Origin of the sequence: Pseudorhizobium endolithicum (genome assembly GCF_902153245.2) — a bacterium.
GTDB classification, from domain to species: Bacteria; Pseudomonadota; Alphaproteobacteria; order Rhizobiales; family Rhizobiaceae; genus Neorhizobium; species Neorhizobium endolithicum.
In genome coordinates this window covers 55694-78825 of record NZ_CABFWF030000013.1, presented here as the reverse complement: position 1 = coordinate 78825, position 23132 = coordinate 55694, and the positions used below count along the sequence as shown (strand labels likewise).

At 60.8% G+C, this 23132-nt stretch carries 22 protein-coding genes and 1 pseudogene; 13 read left to right on the top strand and 10 right to left on the bottom strand.

The genetic code is table 11. The annotated features are described in order from the left end of the window. Positions 1-187 precede the first annotated feature (187 nt). Positions 188-952: pseudogene (locus RTCK_RS13530) on the bottom strand (restriction endonuclease); the annotation flags it as partial. 293 nt (positions 953-1245) lie between these two features. On the opposite strand from RTCK_RS13530, the gene RTCK_RS13525 reads away from it, so the two are divergent. Then, positions 1246-1560 carry a hypothetical protein gene (locus RTCK_RS13525; RefSeq protein WP_142593181.1) on the top strand — a complete coding sequence of 105 codons (315 nt, stop codon included), beginning with the start codon at positions 1246-1248 and terminating at the stop codon, positions 1558-1560. A gap of 91 nt (positions 1561-1651) precedes the next feature. On the opposite strand, the gene RTCK_RS13520 is transcribed toward RTCK_RS13525, so the two are convergent. Then, complete coding sequence (locus RTCK_RS13520; RefSeq protein WP_142593180.1) at positions 1652-2389, bottom strand: NYN domain-containing protein; 738 nt, start codon at positions 2387-2389, stop codon at positions 1652-1654. A 176-nt stretch (positions 2390-2565) separates the two neighbouring features. On the opposite strand from RTCK_RS13520, the gene RTCK_RS13515 reads away from it, so the two are divergent. Next, complete coding sequence (locus RTCK_RS13515; protein WP_142593179.1) at positions 2566-3246, top strand: helix-turn-helix transcriptional regulator; 681 nt, start codon at positions 2566-2568, stop codon at positions 3244-3246. A gap of 2 nt (positions 3247-3248) precedes the next feature. On the opposite strand, the gene RTCK_RS21235 is transcribed toward RTCK_RS13515, so the two are convergent. Further along, positions 3249-4991 (bottom strand): flagellin N-terminal helical domain-containing protein, encoded by a 1743-nt coding sequence (locus RTCK_RS21235; RefSeq protein ID WP_142593178.1) that lies wholly within the window; start codon positions 4989-4991, stop codon positions 3249-3251. Between the two features lie 399 nt (positions 4992-5390). Here RTCK_RS21235 and RTCK_RS13505 point away from each other — a divergent pair, with 399 nt between their 5' ends. Further along, complete coding sequence (locus RTCK_RS13505) at positions 5391-6581, top strand: GGDEF domain-containing protein (protein ID WP_142593177.1); 1191 nt, start codon at positions 5391-5393, stop codon at positions 6579-6581. A gap of 60 nt (positions 6582-6641) precedes the next feature. Here RTCK_RS13505 and RTCK_RS13500 read toward each other — a convergent pair whose 3' ends face one another. The 5 genes from RTCK_RS13500 to RTCK_RS13480 form a co-directional block, all read right to left on the bottom strand. After that, on the bottom strand, positions 6642-6917 hold the full coding sequence (locus RTCK_RS13500) for a hypothetical protein (protein ID WP_142593176.1): 276 nt from the start codon (positions 6915-6917) through the stop codon (positions 6642-6644). A 455-nt stretch (positions 6918-7372) separates the two neighbouring features. Further along, the gene (locus tag RTCK_RS13495) at positions 7373-7822 is read right to left on the bottom strand and encodes a hypothetical protein (protein WP_142521252.1); all 450 of its coding nucleotides are present in this window, start codon (positions 7820-7822) and stop codon (positions 7373-7375) included. Between the two features lie 175 nt (positions 7823-7997). After that, a complete protein-coding gene (locus RTCK_RS13490; protein WP_142593175.1) occupies positions 7998-8528 on the bottom strand; it encodes a DUF4142 domain-containing protein in 531 nt (176 codons plus the stop codon). Between the two features lie 194 nt (positions 8529-8722). Then, entirely contained in the window at positions 8723-9685 is a 963-nt protein-coding gene (locus tag RTCK_RS13485) for a dihydrodipicolinate synthase family protein (protein WP_142593174.1), read from the bottom strand. A gap of 126 nt (positions 9686-9811) precedes the next feature. Further along, positions 9812-10519, bottom strand: a complete 708-nt coding sequence (locus RTCK_RS13480) for a GntR family transcriptional regulator (protein ID WP_142593173.1) — start codon at positions 10517-10519, stop codon at positions 9812-9814. Between the two features lie 580 nt (positions 10520-11099). Here RTCK_RS13480 and RTCK_RS13475 point away from each other — a divergent pair. Together RTCK_RS13475 and RTCK_RS13470 are read left to right on the top strand one after the other, a co-directional pair. Continuing rightward, entirely contained in the window at positions 11100-12140 is a 1041-nt protein-coding gene (locus RTCK_RS13475) for a porin (RefSeq protein ID WP_142593172.1), read from the top strand. 169 nt (positions 12141-12309) lie between these two features. After that, complete coding sequence (locus RTCK_RS13470; RefSeq protein ID WP_142593171.1) at positions 12310-13338, top strand: porin; 1029 nt, start codon at positions 12310-12312, stop codon at positions 13336-13338. A 98-nt stretch (positions 13339-13436) separates the two neighbouring features. Here RTCK_RS13470 and RTCK_RS13465 read toward each other — a convergent pair whose 3' ends face one another. Then, positions 13437-15548 (bottom strand): lytic transglycosylase domain-containing protein, encoded by a 2112-nt coding sequence (locus RTCK_RS13465; protein ID WP_142593170.1) that lies wholly within the window; start codon positions 15546-15548, stop codon positions 13437-13439. 223 nt (positions 15549-15771) lie between these two features. Between RTCK_RS13465 and dapA the strand changes: the two genes are divergently transcribed. From dapA to RTCK_RS13445, 4 genes are all read left to right on the top strand, one after another. Then, complete coding sequence (dapA, locus tag RTCK_RS13460) at positions 15772-16656, top strand: 4-hydroxy-tetrahydrodipicolinate synthase (RefSeq protein ID WP_142593169.1); 885 nt, start codon at positions 15772-15774, stop codon at positions 16654-16656. 108 nt (positions 16657-16764) lie between these two features. Continuing rightward, positions 16765-17241 (top strand): SsrA-binding protein SmpB, encoded by a 477-nt coding sequence (gene smpB, locus RTCK_RS13455; protein WP_142521239.1) that lies wholly within the window; start codon positions 16765-16767, stop codon positions 17239-17241. Positions 17242-17348: 107 nt separating this feature from the next. After that, entirely contained in the window at positions 17349-17660 is a 312-nt protein-coding gene (locus RTCK_RS13450) for a WYL domain-containing protein (protein ID WP_142593168.1), read from the top strand. A gap of 26 nt (positions 17661-17686) precedes the next feature. Next, positions 17687-18637, top strand: coding sequence for a lysylphosphatidylglycerol synthase transmembrane domain-containing protein (locus RTCK_RS13445; RefSeq protein WP_142593167.1), 951 nt, complete (start codon positions 17687-17689; stop codon positions 18635-18637). A 36-nt stretch (positions 18638-18673) separates the two neighbouring features. Here the strand turns inward: RTCK_RS13445 and RTCK_RS13440 are convergent, their stop codons facing one another. Further along, entirely contained in the window at positions 18674-19249 is a 576-nt protein-coding gene (locus tag RTCK_RS13440; protein WP_142521236.1) for a LabA-like NYN domain-containing protein, read from the bottom strand. A gap of 286 nt (positions 19250-19535) precedes the next feature. Between RTCK_RS13440 and rpoZ the strand changes: the two genes are divergently transcribed. From rpoZ to acpS, 4 genes are all read left to right on the top strand, one after another. Continuing rightward, entirely contained in the window at positions 19536-19949 is a 414-nt protein-coding gene (gene rpoZ, locus RTCK_RS13435; protein ID WP_142521235.1) for a DNA-directed RNA polymerase subunit omega, read from the top strand. Positions 19950-20055: 106 nt separating this feature from the next. After that, positions 20056-22290 (top strand): RelA/SpoT family protein, encoded by a 2235-nt coding sequence (locus tag RTCK_RS13430; protein ID WP_142593166.1) that lies wholly within the window; start codon positions 20056-20058, stop codon positions 22288-22290. A 135-nt stretch (positions 22291-22425) separates the two neighbouring features. Then, the gene (locus RTCK_RS13425) at positions 22426-22578 is read left to right on the top strand and encodes a DUF3563 family protein (protein ID WP_142521233.1); all 153 of its coding nucleotides are present in this window, start codon (positions 22426-22428) and stop codon (positions 22576-22578) included. A gap of 145 nt (positions 22579-22723) precedes the next feature. Next, positions 22724-23128 carry a holo-ACP synthase gene (acpS, locus tag RTCK_RS13420; protein ID WP_142521232.1) on the top strand — a complete coding sequence of 135 codons (405 nt, stop codon included), beginning with the start codon at positions 22724-22726 and terminating at the stop codon, positions 23126-23128. The last annotated feature ends 4 nt before the right edge of the window (positions 23129-23132 follow it).

The following is a 23132-nucleotide window of genomic DNA, read 5'->3' as shown; positions in this document are numbered from 1 at the left end:
CATCGACACCTCCCGCCAAAGCGAAAAGTGTTACCCATGTCTCCGGTACGAAATGTCACCTATCTCTCAGGTCGGGCAGCGCCCCTCTTCCCCAATTACCGATAAGTCATTGTCTTTCCTTCAAGTTTCGCGGCAGACGGCCCTAGAACAGGGCGTTTCGTCATGGCAAAGAACGACAATGTATCGCGGATACGATTTCGATCTTGGCCTTGTTGAGGTCGGCCATCATGTCCTGTGGTACGAGCTCGCGGGAACGGTAATAGCTGTTACCGTCGGAGGGCTTCAATACGCGCAGCCGGTCCTTGATGGTGATACCCGGGGCGACGATCAGGAATCCGCGTGAAAAGAGGCTCGAGTTTGGCTGGCGGGCGGCGTTGATCGACTGCCAAGCGATCAGCATTGCCATGACCGTTGTCTTGCCGGCACCCGTGGCCAGCTTCAACGCGAGACGGAAGATTTCCGGGTTGGCGTCGCGATTGGCTTCTTCCAGATGCCGGAATATGTGGGCGTATTGTTTGTTCTTACGCGCTACCTCCGAGAGCCAGATAGCCGTCTCTACTGCCTCTACCTGACAATAGAAGGGGCGGGGACCCGAGAAGCTGTCGCTGCGCCAATGCTGCAGAAGCCGCTGGGTGACCGGCGTAACTCCCCAGTCGTTGGGATTGGGTATCGAGCGCCACGAGGCGATGTGGCCTCGAATTTCGTTAATGATCGGGGTCGGGTTGTAGCGGCTGTCACCATCTCGCGTTTGATCGAGATCGAGGGTGGCCTGAACCCTCCCGCCGGCTTTGCTTTTCCGGCTTTTCGGAACCGGTGCCACGTACTTCGATCGACGCCGTCCTTCTATCGGCGGGTGGTTGAGAGGCTCGCCGCTTTCCGAAAGGGCATGGTGCCGAGTGGGAACCTCATAGGGAGAGTTGAGAATCGGCTCCGCATAAAATGGTTTTGTCATCTGCCCCACATCCCCAGAATCAGCCCGAATATTCAACCGAGGCACGAGCGGAGCGCAACTCCCGATTATCAGTGGTGATGTATAAGTACGCGGAAATAATTTCCGCTTAGGTCGTGAACCGGGCAGTGATCCCTTCGGAAATAGACCGCGGGGTCGTCACCAAGGCAACGCTGCGATTCATGTCCGGCGGTCCAGGCGCAGTTCCCTCGACAGAAACTGGTTAAAAACCATTTCAAGTACCTTCGCTTGAAGTGTGCCATCCAGTTCGCCATGCTGCTGCTGGAGGCGCGAGCATGGACGGGTCGATAATATCCATTCAGACTGGAACAAAAGCTGCTGATCCCCAGTGGGAGATCAGTCTACTGATCGCGTTAGCTGTAGGCTTCATCGTCTACCGACTTCTCACCTACGTCGCGGCGAGGTCACGATCCACGCAGCCGCATCTGTCTGCCATAGATCGTCACTTCCGGAACGTCTTCGCGATCATGGATGAGCCTCGTCGCCAGTCCCTCGTCAGCTATTATATGCAGAAGTACGAGTGTGGCCGAGAACAAGCGATGCGGCATGCGATCGACGATCGTGAACGCGATCAGCGTCGCTATTCCTGATCTCGGTCCAATTCCGCAACTTCTGCCAATTTGTTCGGCGGCTGCTTCCAGCGGAACGCTCGTTTTGACCGAGGGTCGAAGCCCGCAGACTTCAGCCTGCCTTGCTCGCCGGTTGCTTCAACCGAATGCGTAACGGCTTTCCTTCTGCATTGTCTATTTCGAAGGCATTCGTCTTCTTGACGAGATCGCTGAGCTTGCGGGAGCCATAGGTTCGCGGATCAAAATCCGATGCCAGGTTCGCGAGCTGGGTGCCGACGGCCCCGAGCGGCACCCACCCGTCTTCGCTTTCCATCTGAGCGATGACCTTCTTGATGATCGGCGTCGCTGCGCTCGGCTTCTGCAGTGATGGTGACTGTTGTGTCTCCCCGCTGCCGTTCGCCGACTCCTGGGGCAGCAGGTTCTCCGTGTAGATGAACCTTCGGCAGGCCTGGCGGAAGCTTTCAGGCGTCTTCTGTTCCCCGAACCCGAATACATCTACGCCTTGCTCCCGGATACGCGATGCAAGCCTCGTAAAATCGCTGTCGGATGATACGAGGCAAAATCCGTCGAAACGTCCACTGTGGAGCAGGTCCATGGCGTCGATCACCAGTGTGATGTCGGACGCGTTCTTGCCAGTGGTGTAGGCGAACTGCTGCTGCGGGATGATTGCATGCTTCGCGAGGACGTCCGTCCATGCCCTGGAGCGGGCGCTGGAGAAGTCGCCATATATTCGGCGAACACTGGCCTCTCCGATCTTGGCAATCTCTTCAAACAGCCCATCGACAATCTTGGCTGAGGCGTTGTCGGCATCGATCAGGACCGCAAGGCGAGGCGAGCGTGGTTCGGGCATGAACTTGTTTCCTTTACTTCAAGCGTCGCATGTACGTGCCAGCGATCTAGAACTCACCGTTCGTTAGGCTTCTATTCCACGGCATACTTTTTCAACATGTTCTGTCGTGGCTGCTATTGCACGTTGAACAATTTCAGGTTGAATTGGCGCATCCTGTTTTATTTGCTGATAATTGAATGCCCAGTGAAACGCCATTCTCCGTCGTCACCCGAGTCCTGCTCGACCGGTGGCTCACAACAAGTGCAGAAAAGCCCGTACAGCCAGAGACGATCTTTGCGCCGGCGCTCGATCTCCTCTCCATAAAGATGCGTCTCACGGTGTTCCGCTTGGTCGGTGACGATCCGTGGAACTGGGAAATGAAGGCCATAAGACACTCGGGGTTCACATCCAGGGTCCTCAACATAAATCAGCTGTTCGCTGACTGTAAGATCGTTGAGTTTAAAGACCGGCGTTACATGGAAGAGGCGGTGATCCCGCGGCTCCGGGAGGTCATTTCAACACAGCAGCCGCGGATCGAGCTCGTGAAGACGAAGCTGCTGGGCCTCAGTCTGGGATACGATCGTATCCTGCTGCCACAGAAGAACGTAGCCAGACCCGAGTGGATAATCTCATCCTCGTATGCGCGCTTTCTACTCACCCGGCCACGTCAGGAGGAGAACCTTGATGTGGCCGATGAAGCGATCACGCAGTTGCTTATCGAGGGGGCAACGGCCAAGGAGATCGCAGCCATCCTGGGGCTTTCTCATCGCACCGTCGAGCACCGTCTCAGCCGGATGAAGGATCGCATGGGTGCGCGCAACACCGTGCATCTGGCTGCAATGCTGGTGGCGACCCATCTGGACCGAACCAACAACTGAGGTCACCTGAACAGCTGCATGATGGATTCGGAATTGGAGTTGGCGATCGACAGGGATTGTAGTGCCAGCTGTTCCTGTGTCTGCAGGGCTTTGAGGCGGCTGGATTCCTCGTTCATGTCCGCATCAACGAGCCTGCCAATGCCTTTGTCAATGTTGGCCATCAGCTTCTCCGTGAACCCATACTGCAGGTCGATCCTTGATTTCAGGGAGCCGAGGCCGCTTGCGCTAGAGATGGCACGCTGAAGCATATATTCGACGCCTCTCAAGTACTCCGATATCGCGAATTTCGAGTTGGTTATGTCGACCTCAGCGAGGTCAAACTCGAGAGTCCAGGGGATGTTCGTGCGCACGTTTCCGATACTAACAGCCTTGGCTCGCAGCCCCGCCTCGGGATGTATCGTCTGGTCGGCCATGAATACAACTTTTCCGGAGAATTCCGGATCAGTCGAGGAGGCCGTCAAACCGGTCCCGGTTGTAGCATGAGCGATCACTGCTGCGAACTGGTGACGATCGGAGACAACGCCATCAGTTGTACCCAAAGCTGCATCGACGGTCGCTTTACTGACTGTGATGGCTTGCACAGGTCCGGTTCCGATTTGGACGTCAAAGTAAATTTCGGCATTCCCGGAAATCGTGAACGGCTCGGTGAACTCCAACGTAGCCTTCGGGTACATATTGTCATGTTCCAGCCCGAGGTCAGCTGGGTTCTCCAGACCCAGGGCAAATCCTGATGGAAATACCCCGTTAAAGTCTGAAGATACGTTTCTGATTTCGATGCTCGACCCCGGGTGGCCGCTACCTTCTTTGGTACCAATTTCAAAGCGGGCAGGGTCGTCATTGGATGTGAAGGAGGTATGCCCAGTCGGCTTTGTGGTCCAGGCCGGAACTAGGTTGTCGTCAAAGACTCTCTGGAGGACAGCCCTCATCTGGACGGCATTGTTGATTTTGCCATCGTTGTTGCCGAGAGCTGAATCGATCACTCCTTTGTCGATCCGAAGCCCGGTAAAGGCTACACCGCCAGAATGGTCCCCCGCATCGAGGACGATCTCGAATTCCACATAGTCAGTCGGCCCGAATTCCGCCGGACCTGTGAAGGTTCGCACTTCATGTCCATTGTGCGCATTACTGGTAAATGAGGTGCCCCTAAAACCTCCAATGTCCCCAATCCCTCCAAGCTCCTTCTGCAGAATCCCGCCGCCGCCGACGTTCAACATGCTAATGCTCTTGAGGTCGAGCGTTATCGCCTCCACTGCGACGTTCCCGGTCTCAGACCTGACAAATGAAGACACTACAGAAGCAGGTAAATCGCCCGCTTCCATCAGGTGAGCCGAAACGTTAGTTCGCAACCAGTTTACGCCGCTGAAGCTGGACGACAGAATGATGCTTTCTGCCTGCTCATTTAGCTGAGATAGTTCTGCCTGGACCTTCGATCGATCAACCCCGTCTTCGGTGGCGGTAACCAGACGTGCCTTGAACACTTTCAAGAGATCGACGACAGACTCGGTTCCAGAAGATGCTGTGTCAACCTTCGCAGCCCCCAGACCCAAGGCGTCCGAAACAGCGGCCAGCGCCATGTTGTCCGAGCGCATGGTGGTCGAAATGGACCAGTAGGCGGCGTTGTCTGTGGCAGTCCCGACGCGCAGACCGGTGCTGACGCGCTGCTGGGTCTCGCCCAGGCTGTTTGCCACGGCACGCAATGTCTGCAGTGCCGCCATCGCTGAGTTGTTCGTCAGAATGCTGGTCATCGGACGCTCGCTCTCCCCCCAAAAGCCAGCGGAATCATCATGATGCCGTCGAGTTGATGGCGATTCTTATCGTTTACGAATGGTTAACGGCTATCCCAACCCGGGAGGGTAAAAATACCGGTAGAAACACCGTGCTCCGGTGAAAACTGGGCGCTGCCCTCTCTTCTGTTGCCAGTCCTGCTAACATGCAGTTCCGCCGAAATACCTTGTATTCTGGGCTTTCGGCGATTAGGCGGAAATTATTTCCTCGTCAGCAGCGGCGATTGCGAGGTTGCCGGGGGAGGGGATGGTGGTGCTTCAGCGGCGGGCCACCAAACCGGACATTCAGCAAGCGTTAAACTCGGAAGGGTTACATCCGGGTGAGATCGACAACCTACGGCGGCTGGGGGGCTGCACTGGATGGAGACGAGCAATCTGATCGTTTACGTGCCGCCGGTGCTGTTCAGCCTGGTGGCCGGATGCTTCTTCCTGTTAGGGCGTCTGGGGCTGAGCAACACCTGGTACTGGGGCGCGGGTTTTGCGCAGACGGCGCTCGGTTTCGTGATCTCGACCTTCTCGATCCAGCCGACCTTCGACGCCTTCGCGTCGGGGCTGATCTTCATGGGGGCGTCCTATTGCTACGGCAGCGGGCTTCTGTCTCACTTCAAGGTGCCCATGCAGACCACGCAGCGCCTGACCTTCGTAGCGTTGTACACGCTGGCGCTCACTTACCTCGTGTTCGTAGAGAACAGCCTGATTTCTCAACTGTTCCTCACGGACATGGCTTTCGCGTTCCTGCTCGGCTGGGCAATCCTGAGGGTTCGGACACAGGCCTCAAGCGGGATCGACAAGGCCCTGGTCGTGACGAGCTTTATCGTCGTGCTGGATTCAGTGTCTCGCGCGACCTACTTCACATTCTTCACGGGGTCGAGCAACGACTTCGCCGATTTTGCGGACTCGGCTTACAACCTCTCAGGTCACCTCACGACCATTACCGTGTGCATGTTCTTCCCGTTCAGCGCGCTCGCGGCCGTAGGCCACACCGCACTCGAGCGCTACCGGAGGGCGGCGGAGACCGACGAACTGACAGGGCTGCTGAACCGGCGTGGATTTCGCCACGCGGTCGAGCGGGGGGACAACGCCACCCGGCATGGCTCATTGATCATATGCGACATTGATCACTTCAAGCGCATCAATGATGGCTACGGACACGGGTTCGGCGACGAGGTCATCCGGGGGCTGGGCGAAGACCTCCTTCAGGTGATCGGCCCCCATGGATGTACGGCGCGCTACGGCGGTGAGGAATTCGTTGCGTTCCTGCCGGGGGTCGACGTGATCAAGGCGCGTGACCTGGTGCAGTCACTGCGGCGCGCTTTCGCGGAGCGGGCATGGGTGGCCTTTGGTGTCAGCGAGCGATTCACGGTTTCCTGCGGCGTCGCTTCCTTGAGAACTGAGGACACCCGACTGGAGGCTGCGGTGGAGCGAGCGGACCGCGCACTCTATGCGGCCAAGGCCGCCGGACGGAACCGCGTGTTCGTTGACGCCGGCGAAGTGCAGACGCCACTGCATTTGGCCACCGGCAACAGTGCGGGAGAACGACTGGAAGCGTGAACAGCGTTCCCCGCGATCTCGCTGCCAGTCGTCTCAAGCGGCTGGAGAAGGCTCCGTTCCCTAGTGGTAGGCGTGCTTGCTGAGATCAGGCTCGGCCGCCACGCAATAGTTGATCCCGATCTGCAGGAGGAGTTCGGCAGAGGCCAGATCGTCCCTCGCGTCCAGGAGTGCCAGGCCGCGGATTGCGGCAGCGAGGTTGAAGTTGTTTGCTGCGACCTTCTGCCGGCCTGCATCGAGAGCTTCCTCTGCCTTGTATTCGAGCGCATCTGCGACTGTCTCGATCAGGTCGAGGCGCTCATGTGAGGTCATCTCGTGAAGGGTCTTGGCGGCTTCCATGGTATGTCTCCTTGTTATTATTCTTTGGGAGAGTTCGGCACTGCCGTCATCCCGCCGAGGCCGGGGCCAAGGAATATGATCGTCTGAATGGATGACCCCCGGCAGATGGGGGTGAGGGTGGAGCATTGCAGGCGCCAGGCGCTTCTGGCTGCCGGCCGGCTTGGGGACATGGCAGTATTGGTCGTGGTGACGCAACGCCTTTCACCAACGTAACCAAGTTCGGCCCGCCCGACCGCGAGAATTGTTGGTCCGACGTTTGGTACCCTTGGCTTCCCCAAACACGAAGGGAGCGGCAGGACCGCTCAGGAGCGCTGGTGACGCCGTGCGGAAGGCGATGCGGACACCTCGATCGGCCGCGCCGAAATTGGGAAGAGTTCCCTCCCTCCGCCATTCCAGCAAATTTTCAGCTAGCCAGATCTTGAGCCGCTCGTAGCAGCGCATCCGCCATCCTGCGGTCAGGTCTGGACGGGAGAGATGGTGTCCACGCGGACTTCGCCCGTCACGACACCTCTCCTGAGGCCCGTGCGGTCGCGGTCAATCTCTATGACCGTGTAGGCCTTCTCGTCCCGGAAGAGGCTGGCATGGCGGGTGGTGACATCCTCGCCCGGCAGGGCCTCCACCTCCATGTAATCCAGTTCGCTGCCGGCGGCGACGATCCGGGCATCTCCGGGCGTTCGCGCAGCCACTGTCATCTCCCGAGGGGTAAAACCCTGCCAGCGGGCGTCGTTCGGTGGCGCGATCGGCACGAGGCGGTAGATGTTGAGCCTCTCCGCCTCCCGGGTGGCGGACGCGATCGCCTCCGCGTCCGCGATCTGGGCCTGGCTTTCGACGGAATGGCCGAACCGCGTGCCGCTCGTGCCGCTGTTGAACGGTTCGTTGCCGGTGTTCTGGGTCGCGTTGGACATGGTCTTTCCTCTCTTGCCGTGCCGGAAGAACGCGTGCTCATCCCCGTGGTTCCGAGAGAGGTCGTCAGTCCATCCCGGACGGCCGACAACATGAAGCGGGCATTGGGGAAGGGTGGTCTGCCCTGCATCGGGCGGCCGCGGCGCCTTCCGGCGCCGCGCCCCGCTCTGCGCCACGTTAGCCGTCGTTCATGTCCTCGACCATCTTCAGGTGATGTTCCAGGGCAGGCGCCGTCTTGGCGGCCCAGGCCTTCAATTCCGCATTGTCGCCCTCTTCGCCGTAGCGTTTGAAGAGATCGACGGCGTCCTCGTGAGCATCTTCCTGGGCGGACATGTACTCCTCCGTGAACTCCGCGCCCTGCAGACCCTTCAGATCATCGAGCATTTCCTGATGGGCGGAGGTCATCGCCGTCGGGATGGTGGCCTCGACGGCTCCGCCCTGAACCATCTGCTTGAGTTCGTCGCTCGTCTTCTGATGATCCGTGATCATCTGCTGGGCAAAGCTTTTCACAGCCTCGTCTCCCCGTTCGAGCGCAAGCTTGCTGGATTCGATCTCGAACATGTCGCTGGAGGCAGCTTCGGTCACGAAATCCTGGGTCTTGGGCGGGATGCCGGCAAGCGAGTTGACGCCCGACGATTCGGCCGCCGACTGGGCCCAGGCGGATGTTGCGGCAAGGGCGATTGCTGCGGTGATGGCAAGTGTCTTCATGGAGGCGCTCCTTTTGGAAAGCCTCTCCAACTAGCCCGTAGCGAACTTGTTCCCGACGCGGGGGCGGCGCCGGACCATGCGGGGAGCGAGGAATCGTTCCCGTATGATGCCCGAGTTTGCTTCAGCGCAGGCCGCCTCTCCGGCAGCGGCCCGCGTCCGAGATCGTCTCGGGTGGCGTTGCGCCTGCTGACTGCTCAGGCTGCGGCCTTGTACGGGGCCTGCAGCGACCGGCTCCAGTCTGCATACCAGGCGTCGAACAGCGCAAGCTGCTTCTCCACATAGCCGCGCTGGCTGTCGGTCAAGACGTCCGTTTCATTGAAGTTGAGCGCATATTCGGGATTCCCCTTGAGCACCATCATGTGCTTGAAGAAGAGGACAAGATCGGGACCTTCATCGAAGGAGGAGAGCACGGCGAGCGCGGCCTCCAGTTCGAGCGCCAGGCGGCGAGCCTCCGCATCGCCCCCTGCGGCGGCCTGCGACAGCCGGCACAGATGCAGCACCTCCCTTGGCAGCACGTTGCCGATCCCGGTGATGGCGCCTGCGGCGCCGCAGTTGACGAAGCCGTGGAAGACGGTGGTGTCGACGCCGATCATCAGGGTCACCTCGTCGTCGCGGCTGGTGATGTTCTCCGCCGCATAGCGCAGGTCATCCGCACCGCCGAATTCCTTGAAGCCAATGAGGTTCGGGTGCTCGGCGCGGAGCGCAAAGAACAGGTCCGCCCGCGTGGCGAAGCCATAGTAGGGACTGTTGTAGATGACGGCCGGAAGATCCGGGGCGGCGGAAAGAATGGCCTTGAAATGCGCCTTCTGTGCCGAAATGACGGAGCCGCGGGACAGGACCCGTGGAATGACCATCAGCCCCCCGGCGCCCACCTTTCGTGCATGGGCGGCATGGGCGACCGCCTGTTTCGTATTCACGGCGCCCGTTCCGACGATGACGGGAATGCCGTCGGCGACCAGGCGCTCCACGCCCTCCATGCGCTGCGCATCGGTCAGCAGCGGCCAGTCGCCCATCGAGCCGCAATAGACGACCGCCGACATGCCTGCGTCGACAAGTTCGCGGGCCTTGCTGACAAGTGCATCGAAATCCGGGCTCCTGTCCTGCCGGCACGGCGTCATGAGGGCAGGGATGCAGCCTGAAAATATCTGGGAAGCCATGGTGATCTCCATTGTGTGGTCTGTCGCACAAGCGCGGTCCGGCGCGTATCGGCAACACTACATCATGTATAATCTTTGTCGACAATAACTCTGGCGGCCGGGGTTGGCTGGGGCGGACGGCTTTCCTCACCCTGGATTGCCCAGTGACATGTCGCGGCTCACGCCGCGCTCCAGCATGCTCTGGATCTGTGTCACGATCTGCGCGGCATGCGCGCTGGCCAGCCGATCGCAGGTCTCCCGATCACGGGCTTCGATCGCGCCGATCATCTCCTCGTGCTCGGCGACATACCGTTGCGGCAGGCGATCGTTGAAGGACGAGTAGTAGAGCCTGAGGATCCGTCTTCCCTCATCCAGCAGCCGGCAGAACAGTGCCGTGAAGTAAGGATTGCCCCCCGCTTCGGCGATCGCCGCGTGAAACTCGCGATTCGTCGCAATCATGGCCAGCGCATCCTGGCGCTCGACCGCCGCCGCGAAGTCCCGCTGCCTTGCCCGGATTGTCTCCAGGTCCGCCGGGACATGGAACTCGGCGGCCAGGCGGGCCGTGACGCGATGCATCAGCGACAGCGCGTCGAAGAAGGTGTGCAGGTTGAAGAAATCGATGGTCGCCACCACCGTGGACCGGTTCGGCAGCTGCGTCACCAGCCCTTCTCCGGCCAGCCGCACGAGCGCCTCGCGAATCGGCGTGCGGGAGATCGACAGGCGTGCGGACAGCTGATTCTCGTCGATCGGGCTTCCGGGTGGCAGGACGAGATCGAGGATCTCCTCCCGCAGGATCTCGTAGACATGCTGCGCGCCCGATCCCCGCTTGCGTCTCTGTAGGTCCGTATCGCTCATGGTGCTCTCCGCGCTGCCTCATCCATTTAATGGAGATGTCGCCGGTATTCATCTACCCCGCTCAAAAAGCGTGATGTGCCGTGCTTTGCGGGAAAGGATTCGGTGGCCTGAACTGGGGAGGCTCAGTATCGAACCTGCCACCTCACGACCCGACTCGATTCGGCGCACTGGAAGCGGGGCAGGCACTCTTATCCAGGCGCGGATAGGCCGGTCGAGGATGGGCAATGCCGGCAATATGGCGTGATTTCGGCGGGAATCGGCCGCTCCGGCGCGTGGAGGGATGGCTCTTATGTCCGTGTAAGTCGCTGCTCCGCATGCCGTTTCTTAATGAAGTCTAAACCTTTCGGCAGGGCGTCCGCCACATTTGTGTCCTTTCGGCAACAGGATCGCGGTAAGCGGCCGCGGGAAGGCGGGATGGCTCAAGTTCCCGATTGCAAGGCCTCCCCTCTCTTGTATTTTCACCCTCGGAAGCGAGGCGGTGGATCGTCCGTCTTCTGGTAATCGACGGGGATGGGGCAGGGAACGCTGTCCTTCAGCAAAAGAACCCAGACCCATACGAAACTTTGACTGGAGGTCAAAAATGAACATCAAGAGCCTTCTTCTCGGCTCCGCTGCTGCACTTGCAGCAGTATCCGGCGCACAGGCTGCCGATGCTATCATCGCTGCCGAGCCCGAGCCGATGGAATACGTTCGCGTTTGCGACGCATTCGGCACCGGCTTCTTCTACATCCCGGGCACCGAAACCTGCCTCAAGATCGGCGGTTACGTCCGTTTCCAGGTTAATGCTTCCGACGAAGACATCTATGGCGACGACAACTGGAATGCCTTCACGCGTGGTCGCCTGGAAGTTGTTTCCAAGTCCGACACCGAGCTTGGCGAGCTGACTGGCTTTATTGCTCTGCACGGTGATGCTGATAACGGTGGAACTGACGAAGTAGACTTCTACTTCGATGAAGTCTACCTGCAGCTCGGCGGCTTCAAGGCTGGTACCTACCTCAACTGGTGGGATAAGGGCATCAACGGCGAAACCGACATTATCGGCGGCAACCGCCTGACCTCGATCGCCTACATCTACACGGGCGATGCTTTCACTGCCGGTATCCAGCTCGACGAGCTGACGAACGATGAGTTCACTGGTGTGATCGATGCTGATGGCGACCTCGTACTTGGTGGTGGTCAGAACCTCGGTCTCGAAGCAATCGTAACCGCTTCGCTCGGCGCTGCTTCGGTTGATTTGCTCGGCTCCTACGACTTCGGCAATGAAGAAGGTGCGGTCCGTGCGCTCGTCTCGGCTGATGTTGGTCCGGGCACCCTGCAGCTTGCTGGCGTCTGGTCCTCGGGTTACAACGTTTATTACGGTGCATCTGAGTGGACGATTGCTGGTTCGTACGCCTTCAAGGCTACTGACCGTTGGACGATCACTCCCGGTGCGCAGTACTTCGCCAACACTGGTGTTGATGTCGACGGCGACTTCGGTGGTGACGACGGCTGGCGCGCTGGTCTGACGGTTGACTACGCCCTCACTGAAGGCATGGCTGTTAAGGTCACTGCAAACTACAACGACTTCGATGGCGAAGACGAGTTCGTCAACGGCTTCGTCCGTCTTCAGCGGAACTTCTAATAATGCTACGAAGCTCCCCCGGTCACTCCGGGGGGGCTTTTTTTAACAATAACCGACACCAATAGAGGTCGGGTCGGAGATATCCGAGGAGTAGGTCGCCAAGTGCGACCATTTTGGTTTTTCGCGGTAAGCGCGGCGACTGCATCTAATCATTTGACCGGAGTCAAAAATGAACATCAAGAGCCTCCTTCTCGGTTCGGCTGCCTCATTGCTGGCGATTTCTAACTCGCAAGCCGCCGATGCTATCATCGCCGCCGAACCGGAATCCATGGAGTATGTTCGAGTTTGCGACGCATTCGGCGCTGGCTACTTCTATATCCCCGGCACGGAAACCTGCCTCAAGGTTGGTGGATATGTTCGATTCCAAGTGAACTTCGGTGAAGACATTGTCGGCGATGACGACTGGGACGCTTTCACGCGGGGTCGTCTAGCAGTTACATCGAAAAGCGATACCGAGTTCGGTGAGCTAACCGGCTTCATCGCTCTTCATGGGGACGCAAGTAGCGGCTCATCCGATGAGCAGGAGTTCTACTTCGACGAGGTGTATCTACAGCTCGGTGGCTTCAAGGCTGGTACTTACCTGAATTGGTGGGATGCCAACGATCTTCCGGGTGAGCTAGATGATCTCGGCTCGAACCGTCTGACCTCGATCGCCTACATCTATACGAGCGATGCCTTCACGGCCGGGATCCAGCTCGACGAATTGTCCGACGAGGAACTGGTCGGTTTCGACGCCGATGGCGACGTTCTCACCGGTGGCGGCCAGAACCTCGGCCTCGAAGCCGTCGTCCAGGCTGCGTTCGGCCCGGCAGCTATCGAACTGCTCGGCTCCTATGACTTCGGCAACGAAGACGGTGCAGTTCGTGCCATTGCCTCGGCAGACGTTGGCCCCGGCACCTTCTACCTTTCTGGTGTCTATTCGTCCGGCTATAACGTCTACTACGGCTCTGCTCAGTGGACCGTTGCCGCTGCCTACGCTTGGAAGGCAACCGAGAAGTTCGAGGTCATTCCGGAGTTCCAGTATTTCTGGGATACGGAACTGGATCTCGAGGGCGACTTCACCGGCGAAGACTTCTGGACTGCCGGCGTCACGGTCAACTATGCTATCACCGAGGGCCTGACCTCGAAGGTGGCCGTTGCTTACGACGACTCGTCGGAAGACTGGCTGGGCCTGGTTCGTCTGCAGCGCGACTTCTGATCGTCACAAGACGTCTGAGAAAAAGAAGAGCCTGGCGAAAGCCGGGCTCTTTCCATTTGGCGGATCGGGATCGGGGATCGGCTCCGGAAGCGGAGGGATCAGTTCTCTGCGATATCCACGTCGGCCGGCTGAGATGCCCCGCCCGGTTTCTTGCGACCATGGCGGAGGTCGGCGACGATGTCCGTCTCCTGGCCGAGCCGCGCCTTGTAGATCTGATAGTTTTCCGTAATCCGCTGCACGTAATTGCGCGTCTCGGGAAACGGTATGCGCTCGATCCAGTCGATCACGTCCTCGATCGGCTTGCCGCGGGGGTCACCGTAGCGCTTGATCCATTCGCTCACCCGCCGCGGCCCGGCGTTATAGGCGATGAAGGTCAGGATGTAGGAGCCGCCGAAGGAATCGATCTGCTCGCCGAGATAGTGGGCGCCGAGTGTTGCGTTGTAGCCGGGGTCGCTGGTCAGCCTTTCCGGAGCATAGGCGAGGCCGTGGCGCTTGGCCACCGCCCTTGCCGTGCCGGGGAGCAGTTGCAGCAGGCCTCGCGCATTCGCCGGTGAGACGGCCGCCGGGTTGAAGGCGCTTTCCTGGCGCGCGATCGAATAGGCGAGCGCCTTGCCCGATCCGGCTATGTCGGCGCCGGCGGGGATAGCGCCGATCGGGAAGGCCAGGGCGGCCACGTCACGCCCCTGCGAAAACGCGGCCTTGCCGATGTGCAGGGCCAGATTGTGGTCCCTCCGCCGTTCGGCTCGTTCGGCAAGCAGGGCCAACTCACCTGGCCTCTCCAGTTTCTCCGCCAGGGCGCGCAGAAGCGGTACGGTCCGGCTCCCGTGCCCGGCCGCCTCGAAGCGGTCCAGGGCGGCCACGGCGGGATGTTGGTTATAGGCCCGGCGCTCTTCATCGGTCGGTGCGGGAGGGGCCACGCGAAGTGAAGATCTTTCCAGTCGCGCTGCGGCAAGCTGGCCGTAGAAGGTGCCGGAATGGGACGCTGCCTTCTGGTAATGCCCGGCGGCCTCCGGGGCGTTTGCCGCATCCGCTGCCCGGCCCAGCCAGTACCACGCCCGCGATGCGGAAATGGGCCGGATCGAGGCGGCCAGGATGCGCCGGAAGTGCATCTGTGCCTTGGCCGGATCGTCGAGGTTGCGCAGGGCATACCAGCCCGCGTGGAACTCCGCGTCGGCTATGTCGGTGGGCTCGGTGGCCGAATGGGCGGCAACAATGCCATAGGCGGCCTTGTAATCTCCGAGGTCCGCAAGCCCCCGCGCCACGATGCGCTGCTCGTCCCACCATTCCGAGGTGTTGATCAGCAGGGCCGGTTCACGTGGCGCCTTCGCCAGCAGCGCCGCGGCTTCGCGGTATTTGTCCTTGCGCCGGAGCTCCTCGATCTGGAGGAAGAGGAAGGCAGGGTCGTTCTTCCATGACGGGTCGACGGCCTTCATCAGCGCGTCGGCATTCCGGGCGCCGTTGATCCTGGCGGCCCATGCCTTGTACAGCGACCGCGCCTCGCCCAGCTGTGCAAAGCGCGCGGCCTGGGTGATGCGGCCGCGATACATGAGATAGTCCATGCGCGCCTTGTGGTCCTTGACCGTCAGGATCGTCTCGAACTCCTTCAGGATCCTGTTTTCCAGTGCCTTGTCGAGACCCTCGGACCTCCACAGGGCACGAATGCCTGCGGCTGCGTCGTCCAGCTTGCCGATGTCCTTCAGGGCGCGCGCCAGCAGGTATCGACCTTCCGGGGTTTGCGGAGCCGCTGATGTGAAGGTCCTCACCACGGTGTTCGCGTCCGGGTTCTCCCGGAAGAGCGCCCGCTCGTAGCGGACCGCAAGGTCGTCGAGACCGGGCCAGTCCTTCAGTTCCTCGCGGGCGGCTGCGATTTCCCGTGCGGGAACGCCGGGCAATCCTGACATGGCGAGCGCCCAGGTGAGCGCCTGCCGATCGACGGAACCTTCGGCCAGCCTGTCGCGAACGAGGAGCGCCCGCTTGGCATCATTGTCGGAGAGGGCATCGAGCCCCGCTTTCAGAACCGGTGCCGGATCAAGCCGCCCGCTTTTGGAGGACGTCTTGCCGTCGATCTCCATCGGGAATACGGCGGCAGGTGGTTCGGGCTTGGCATAGGGAAGGGGAGTGGCCGTCCCTTCCGGCAAGGATCCAGCCATGCCTTGCGTGCTCGACAGGCCGAGGCCGAGGGCGGTCAGCAACAGGACTGGCTTCTTCATGCGGCGACTCGCGACAAGAAAGCAAATTCCCCAGGTTATATTAGCCGCTTCGCGGATTAACGAAAGCTTACCAGGATCATGAAAATGCGCGAAAAAACGCCGCGCTCCCAAGTGGAAATCGCGTAAGCATCCGCTTGTCGTCGCTTTCCCACCGCTCTATTGTGCGCCACCTTAGTCACGGAATGCGGCCGAAGCATGGACTGCCGGCCGCCAGGAGTTTTGCATGTTCAAGGGATCGATGCCCGCACTCGTCACGCCGTTCAAGGATGATGGCGCCGTCGACGAGCAAGCCTTCGCGGCTCATGTCGAGTGGCAGATTGCCGAGGGCAGCAGCGGCCTGGTTCCGGTCGGCACCACGGGCGAATCCCCGACGCTGTCGCACGCGGAGCACAAGCGCGTCGTCGAACTCTGCATCGAGGTCGCCGCCAGGCGGGTTCCGGTGATCGCGGGTGCGGGATCCAACAACACGCGAGAGGCGATCGAACTCGCAACCCATGCCGAAAAGGCAGGTGCAGATGCGCTGCTGGTCGTGACACCCTATTACAACAAGCCCACCCAGAAGGGGCTGTTTGCCCATTTCTCGGCCGTGGCCGAGGCCGTGAAGCTGCCGATCTTCATCTACAACATCCCCGGCCGCTCGGTGATCGACATGACGCCGGAGACCATGGGTGCGCTCGCCAAGGCCCACAAGAACATCGCCGGCGTCAAGGACGCGACCGGCAAGCTCGAGCGCGTCTCCGAACAGCGGATCACCTGCGGCAAGGATTTCATCCAGCTTTCCGGTGAGGATGCCACCGCCTTGGGCTTCAACGCGCATGGCGGTGTCGGGTGCATCTCCGTGACGGCCAATGTCGCGCCGCGGCTCTGTGCCGAGTTTCAGGCCGCGACCCTGGCTGGCGATTATACGAAGGCACTGGAATATCAGGATCGCCTGATGCCGCTGCACAAGGCGATCTTCCTGGAGCCGGGGCTTTGTGGCGCCAAGTACGGGCTCTGGCGGACGCGGGGCATGAGCCGGGCGGTACGCTCGCCGCTGCTGTCGTCGCTCGAGCCGTCGACGGAAGCCTCGATCGATGCGGCGCTCCGCCACGCAGGCCTTCTCAACTGACCCCTGCCGCTTCCCTTTCGCTCCAGCCCGCATTACATGACGAAAAGCCCCGGCGGATGCCCGCCTGCGGGGAGCAAGGACCATAGCGAAGGGCACGGGTGAGAAGAGATGGCCCCTAAAGGCAGCCAGAGGACGGTGAACAAGATTGTCGCGGAGAACCGCAAGGCCCGCTTCAACTACGAGATCATCGACACCTATGAGGCGGGTCTGGTGCTCACCGGAACCGAGGTGAAGTCGCTTCGTGAGGGCAAGGCGAACATTGCCGAGTCCTATGCCTCCGACGAGGGCGACGAGATCTGGCTGATCAACTCCCACCTGCCGGAATATCTGCAGGCGAACCGCTTCAACCACGAACCGCGCCGGCGCCGCAAGCTGCTCTTGAGCAAGCGCGAGATCGGCCGGCTGCGCTCGGGCATCAATCGCGAAGGCATGACGCTCGTGCCGCTGAAGATCTACTTCAACGACAAGGGCAGGGCGAAGCTCGAACTCGCATTGGCGAAGGGCAAGAAGCTGCACGACAAGCGTGAGACCGAGAAGGAACGCGACTGGAACCGCCAGAAGAGCAGGCTGCTGAAGGATAACTGAGGCTGGAGGCCTCTTCCTCCCTGCCACTCCTTCATTTTCCGGCGAACCAAAGGGCCATCCCGGCGTTTCCCGGCATGTCGCTCATCCGGACGGAGACTTTCAGGCGTTTGATCGAAGAAGCGATCGCGGAGCGCGTGGTGCTGTTTCTGCGCTACCACGGCGTTGAGCGGACGGTCGAGCCGCATATCCTGGGCATCGTCGGACATGGCCGTCTCGCTCTCAGCGGCTGGCAGATCGCCGGAACCGGCCGCGGCTGGCGGCTCTTCCACCTGGATGAGGTGGAGGAGTTGCAGCATACCAGCGGCCGGTTCTCGAAGACCGCGATCGGCTACAATCCCGAGGATCCATCCTTCGGCTCGATCCTGCGCCGTTTCGAACCGGCTTCCCCCGCAGGAACAAAAGTCCGGCCCTTCCGTTGACGGCGACATTCTCACGTGAGCCCGACATGAAGCGCAAAACGATACTGACCTATGGCACGCTCGTGCTGGGTCTCGGCCTCGCAAGCTATCTCCTCTGGAACATCTTCAGCGAATACACCTGGTCCGATATCGTCCAGTCGGTGGCGGAGATCCCGACGGCCAATCTCGTCGCCGCCATGGCCTATTGCGCCGCGTCCTATGTGTGCCTGACCGGCTTCGACTGGACGGGCGTGAGATATGTCAGGAACGATCTGGGCTATCCGAAGATCGCGCTGGCATCGTTCATCAGCCTTTCCATCGGCCAGAGCGTCGGCCTTGCCGGCTTGAGCAGCGGCGGGTTGCGCTACCGCTACTACGCCCATTGGGGGATGAACACGGAAGATGTGGCGAAGATCGTGCTCCTCTCGGGAGTGACCGTCGGTATCGGCCTTGCCGTCTTGACCGGCATCATCATGATCATCAACCCGACGGACGCCGCCGAGGTGCTTCGGGTGAGCGAAGGGGCGGTGCTGGCCATCGGCGCCGCCTGTCTTGCCGCGGTAGCGGGATACCTGGCTCTGGCGAAATTCGCCCGGGCGCCCGTGCGTATCCGGAGTTGGACGTTCCAGATGCCGACCTTGCGCCTCGCCGTGGCGCAGGTGGTGATCGGCACCGTGAATTTCGCTCTGGTCGCCGCAGCACTTCGCGAGGTCATGGCGGCCGCGTCCGATGTCAGCTATCTCAAGGCGGCGACGGCCTACGTGCTGGCGAACATTGCCATCATCGTCACCCATGCGCCGGGCGGGCTTGGCGTGCTGGAGGCAACCGTCCGCCATGTCATGGGCGACCAGGCATCCATCGGCTCGCTGGTAGCCTTCCGGGTGATCTATTTCTTCATTCCGCTGGCAATCGGCATCCCGCTCGGCCTCGTCACCGAGGCGGTGTTCCGGGCGCGAAAGGCGTCTTCTTCCCTCAGCCGCGCAGGTTCGACGCAATGATGCTTCGTCGCAACGAGCCTGTCGGACTGCGCAGGCTCAAACGTCCTGCGTCTCCACCGGCTCGACCGGGCGTTGCGGTCTTTCGGACGGGTCCCGGCCGATTTCGGCCTTGAGGGAGGCGAGGTCGATGAAGTGGTCCGCCTGGCGGCGCAGGTCGTCGGCGATCATCGGCGGCTGGGTGGCCATCGTGGACACCACCGAAACCTTGCGCCCCTTGCGCTGCAGGGCCTCCACCAGGGTGGTGAAGTCGCCGTCGCCCGAGAAGAGCACCAGGTGATCGGCCGTTTCCGACTGCTCCATCGCATCGATGGCGAGCTCGATGTCCATGTTGCCCTTGATCTTGCGGCGGCCCATGGAGTCGGTGAACTCCTTGGCGGGCTTGGTGATGACCTTGTAGCCGTTGTAGTCGAGCCAATCGATCAGCGGGCGGATCGAGGAATATTCCTGGTCCTCGATCAATGCAGTATAGTAGTAGGCCCTCAGGAGGTAGCCGCGCTTCTGGAATGCCTTGAGCAGCTTGCGATAATCGATGTCGAAGCCGAGGCTCTTGGAAGCAGCGTAGAGATTTGCACCGTCAATGAAGAGTGCAATCTTCTCTCTGGGGTCAAACATTTTTTCTCCATCCCGATTTATTATTGCCTGCGGCGCAGGGAGCGACATCGGCTCAGCCAAACTTGACCTTGCTGTGCCAGAATGATCAGTAAATTACCGATCATTCATGTAAGTGCATTTATGGCACGATTCGATTTCTCCAAGCACTTTGAGGCGAAATTGGCGTCGTTTGAACGGGGCGCGGATGGCGTCCAGCCGGTACTGCACATGAAAAACTTGAATTCACCCGTCATTCCCTGTATCGGGCGTGTAAATCCCCGGAAATAACGACCGCAAAGGACAGGCAATGGCCCGCGTCACCGTAGAAGATTGCATTGATAAAGTCGACAACCGGTTCGAGCTCGTGCTTCTGGCCAGCCATCGCGCCCGGCAGATTTCCCAGGGTGCGTCGATCACCGTTGACCGTGACAACGACAAGAACCCGGTGGTGGCCCTGCGCGAGATCGCCGATGAGACGCTGTCTCCCGACGACCTGAAGGAAGATCTGATCCACTCGCTCCAGAAGCATGTGGAAGTGGACGAGCCGGAGCCCGATCCGTCGTCGCTGCTGGCCGCCAATGCCGGTGCCGTGACGAGTGCCGATCGCGGCGAGGAAGAGGAAGACCTACCGGAAACCGTCACCTTCGATCAGATGTCGGAAGAGGAACTGCTGGCCGGCATCGAAGGCCTGGTTCCGCCGGAAAAGAGCGACGATTACTAATCCTTCATCGTCTGGCCTCTAAGAGATCATCTGCATTATGATGGCTGCGCCGGTCCAAAGCCGGCGCGCCTTTTTTCGTTTGTTCGAGCCGAGGAAAACTCCGGGGATGATGCGGCAATACGAGCTTGTGGAGCGGGTCCAGAAATACAAGCCCGACGCCAACGAAGCTCTGCTCAACAAGGCCTATGTCTATGCGATGCAGAAGCATGGGCAGCAGAAGCGCGCCAGCGGCGATCCCTATATCTCGCATCCCCTGGAAGTCGCGGCGATCCTCACCGACATGCATCTCGACGAGTCGACGATCGCCGTCGCTCTCCTTCATGACACGATCGAGGACACGACCGCCACCCGCGCGGAGATCGACGAGGTGTTCGGCGAGGACATCGGGCGCCTCGTCGAGGGACTGACGAAGCTGAAGCGGCTCGATCTCGTCACAAAGAAGGCGAAGCAGGCCGAGAACCTGCGCAAGCTGCTGCTGGCGATTTCCGACGATGTCCGCGTCCTGCTCGTCAAGCTGGCCGACCGCCTCCACAACATGCGGACGCTGGAGCACATGAACCCGGAGAAGCGGGCGCGCATCTCCGAGGAGACCATGGACATCTATGCGCCGCTCGCCGGCCGCATGGGCATGCAAGACATGCGAGATGAGCTGGAGGACTTGTCCTTTCGCTACCTCAACCCGGAAGCCTACGAAACCGTCACCAACCGGCTGGCGGAGCTTTCGGCGCGCAACGAGGGCCTGATCACCAAGATCGAAGACGAGCTCCGCGATCTTCTGGTCGCCAACGGGCTGGTCGATGCCGTCGTCAAGGGGCGGCAGAAGAAGCCCTATTCCGTCTTCCGGAAGATGCAGTCGAAGTCGCTGTCCTTCGAGCAACTGTCGGATGTCTACGGCTTCCGCATCATCGTCGGCGACATCCCCGCCTGCTACCGGGCGCTCGGCATCGTCCACACGCGCTGGCGTGTCGTCCCCGGCCGCTTCAAGGATTACATCTCCACGCCGAAGCAGAACGACTACCGCTCCATCCATACCACGATCGTCGGCCCGTCCCGGCAGCGCATCGAGCTGCAGATCCGTACCAGGCGGATGCACGAGATCGCCGAATACGGCATTGCCGCCCATGCGCTCTACAAGGACGGCGAGGGGAGTGAGGGTGGCGAGCTCCTGTCGAAGGAATCCAATGCCTATTCATGGCTGAGGCATACGATCGAAGCCCTGTCCGAAGGCGATAACCCGGAGGAATTCCTCGAGCATACCAAGCTGGAGCTCTTCCAGGACCAGGTCTTCTGCTTCACTCCGAAGGGAAAGCTGATCGCGCTTCCGCGCGGCGCGACGCCGATCGATTTTGCCTACGCCGTGCACACCAACATCGGCGACACCACGGTCGGCGCCAAGATCAACGGCCGCATCATGCCGCTGGTGACGCGCCTGAACAACGGCGACGAGGTGGAGATCATCCGTTCCGGCGTCCAGGTGCCCCCGGCCGCCTGGGAGGAGATTGTCGTGACCGGCAAGGCGCGGGCCGCCATCCGCCGTGCGACCCGCATGGCGATCCGCAAACAGTATGCCGGCCTCGGCTACCGGATTCTCGAGCGGACATTCGAGCGGGCCGGCAAGGTCTTCTCGCGGGAGAGCCTGAAGCCGGCGCTGCATCGGCTCGGCCAGAAGGACGTGGAGGATGCGATCGCCGCGGTCGGCCGTGGGGAACTGTCGTCGCTGGATGTGATGCGGGCCGTCTATCCGGACTACAAGGACGAGCGGGTGACGGTGAAGCCTGCGGCAGACGAGGGATGGTTCAACGTCCGCAGCGTATCGGGGATGATGTTCCGCGTTCCCGGCCGTTCGGCGGAGGTGCGGGAGGACGCGTCCGCCGGGCATCATGCGCCGTCGCCCTTGCCCATTCGCGGCCTGTCCAGCAGCATGGAGGTCCGCTTCGCGCCGAGCGGTGCCGTTCCCGGCGACCGGATCGTCGGGATCATGGGCGAAGATGGAAACGGGATCACCATATACCCGATCCAGGCGCCGGCCCTTCAGCGTTTCGACGATCAGCCGGAGCGCTGGATCGATGTGCGCTGGGACCTCGACGACGAGAACAAGTCCCGCTTCATGGCCCGGATCATGATGAGCGCGCTGAACGAGCCGGGGACACTGGCGACCGTCGCCCAGACCATTGCCGGCCTCGACATCAACATCCGCAACCTGGACATGGGCCGGCTCGCCACCGACTTCTCCGACATCTCGCTCGAGGTGGAGGTCTGGGACCTGCGTCAGCTCAACCAGCTGCTGACCCAGCTGAAGGACCTGGAGTGCATCTCCAGCGTGAAGCGGGTTTACGACTGACCTGCCTTGTTTCCAGGCAGGAGGGGCGGCTTGCCATGCTTCCACAGCAAGGCAGCACCGCTCGGCCTGCGTTGGTAAAAGGGGCCCGCCGCGCTTATATTGCTGCAGTGCAATAAGCGAAGCAGAGAAAATACAATGTTTGGTCCGGTCAAGAAGATTGCCCGCGCGCTGCGCGGCCAGAGTATCGAAGAGCGTGAGCTCGCCTATCTCAACGGCGCTGTCGATCGCGTCGACCTCGAATATCGCCAGCGGCAGATCGACCGCGGCATGTTCCGCAACGGTTTCTGATACGTCCTGACCTCGGGCCGGTGTCATTGGGTGACGCCCGAAAGGGTTTCTCCTGAGGTGGGTGCTTGACGCGGCGCCTGCAAATGCTCAATTCAGAGGCCTGAAGCATCCGAAGACGCCGGGACCCTCCCGGAGAGGAGGGGCCATGATCATCGGAATGGGAAGCGACCTGATCGACATCCGTCGCATCGAGAAATCGCTGGAACGCTTCGGCGAGCGCTTCACCCGGCGCTGCTTCACCGAAATCGAGAGAGCCAAGTCCGATCGCCGGCGCAACCGCGCGGCGTCCTATGCGAAGCGGTTCGCGGCGAAGGAGGCGTGTTCCAAGGCGCTCGGGACGGGCCTGGCTCAGGGTGTGTTCTGGAAGGACATGGGTGTCGTCAACCTCCCGAGCGGAAAGCCGACCATGGCTCTGACGGGCGGGGCAGGGCTGATGCTCGCATCCCTGATGCCCGCCGGCCATGAGCCCCTGATCCACGTTACGATTACCGATGAATACCCCTATGCCCAGGCCTTCGTGGTGATCGAAGCCAGGCCCGTGGCGGATTGAGCCA

Bases quoted from the DNA above. Each gene is read 5' to 3' on its own strand.
- RTCK_RS13525 (WP_142593181.1), top strand. From the start codon at position 1,246: ATGGACGGGTCGATAATATCCATTCAGACTGGAACAAAAGCTGCTGAT.
- RTCK_RS13520 (WP_142593180.1), bottom strand. From the start codon at position 2,389: ATGCCCGAACCACGCTCGCCTCGCCTTGCGGTCCTGATCGATGCCGAC.
- RTCK_RS13515 (WP_142593179.1), top strand. From the start codon at position 2,566: ATGCCCAGTGAAACGCCATTCTCCGTCGTCACCCGAGTCCTGCTCGAC.
- RTCK_RS21235 (WP_142593178.1), bottom strand. From the start codon at position 4,991: ATGACCAGCATTCTGACGAACAACTCAGCGATGGCGGCACTGCAGACA.
- RTCK_RS13505 (WP_142593177.1), top strand. From the start codon at position 5,391: ATGGAGACGAGCAATCTGATCGTTTACGTGCCGCCGGTGCTGTTCAGC.
- RTCK_RS13500 (WP_142593176.1), bottom strand. From the start codon at position 6,917: ATGGAAGCCGCCAAGACCCTTCACGAGATGACCTCACATGAGCGCCTC.
- RTCK_RS13495 (WP_142521252.1), bottom strand. From the start codon at position 7,822: ATGTCCAACGCGACCCAGAACACCGGCAACGAACCGTTCAACAGCGGC.
- RTCK_RS13490 (WP_142593175.1), bottom strand. From the start codon at position 8,528: ATGAAGACACTTGCCATCACCGCAGCAATCGCCCTTGCCGCAACATCC.
- RTCK_RS13485 (WP_142593174.1), bottom strand. From the start codon at position 9,685: ATGGCTTCCCAGATATTTTCAGGCTGCATCCCTGCCCTCATGACGCCG.
- RTCK_RS13480 (WP_142593173.1), bottom strand. From the start codon at position 10,519: ATGAGCGATACGGACCTACAGAGACGCAAGCGGGGATCGGGCGCGCAG.
- RTCK_RS13475 (WP_142593172.1), top strand. From the start codon at position 11,100: ATGAACATCAAGAGCCTTCTTCTCGGCTCCGCTGCTGCACTTGCAGCA.
- RTCK_RS13470 (WP_142593171.1), top strand. From the start codon at position 12,310: ATGAACATCAAGAGCCTCCTTCTCGGTTCGGCTGCCTCATTGCTGGCG.
- RTCK_RS13465 (WP_142593170.1), bottom strand. From the start codon at position 15,548: ATGAAGAAGCCAGTCCTGTTGCTGACCGCCCTCGGCCTCGGCCTGTCG.
- dapA (WP_142593169.1), top strand. From the start codon at position 15,772: ATGTTCAAGGGATCGATGCCCGCACTCGTCACGCCGTTCAAGGATGAT.
- smpB (WP_142521239.1), top strand. From the start codon at position 16,765: ATGGCCCCTAAAGGCAGCCAGAGGACGGTGAACAAGATTGTCGCGGAG.
- RTCK_RS13445 (WP_142593167.1), top strand. From the start codon at position 17,687: ATGAAGCGCAAAACGATACTGACCTATGGCACGCTCGTGCTGGGTCTC.
- RTCK_RS13440 (WP_142521236.1), bottom strand. From the start codon at position 19,249: ATGTTTGACCCCAGAGAGAAGATTGCACTCTTCATTGACGGTGCAAAT.
- rpoZ (WP_142521235.1), top strand. From the start codon at position 19,536: ATGGCCCGCGTCACCGTAGAAGATTGCATTGATAAAGTCGACAACCGG.
- RTCK_RS13430 (WP_142593166.1), top strand. From the start codon at position 20,056: ATGATGCGGCAATACGAGCTTGTGGAGCGGGTCCAGAAATACAAGCCC.
- RTCK_RS13425 (WP_142521233.1), top strand. From the start codon at position 22,426: ATGTTTGGTCCGGTCAAGAAGATTGCCCGCGCGCTGCGCGGCCAGAGT.
- acpS (WP_142521232.1), top strand. From the start codon at position 22,724: ATGATCATCGGAATGGGAAGCGACCTGATCGACATCCGTCGCATCGAG.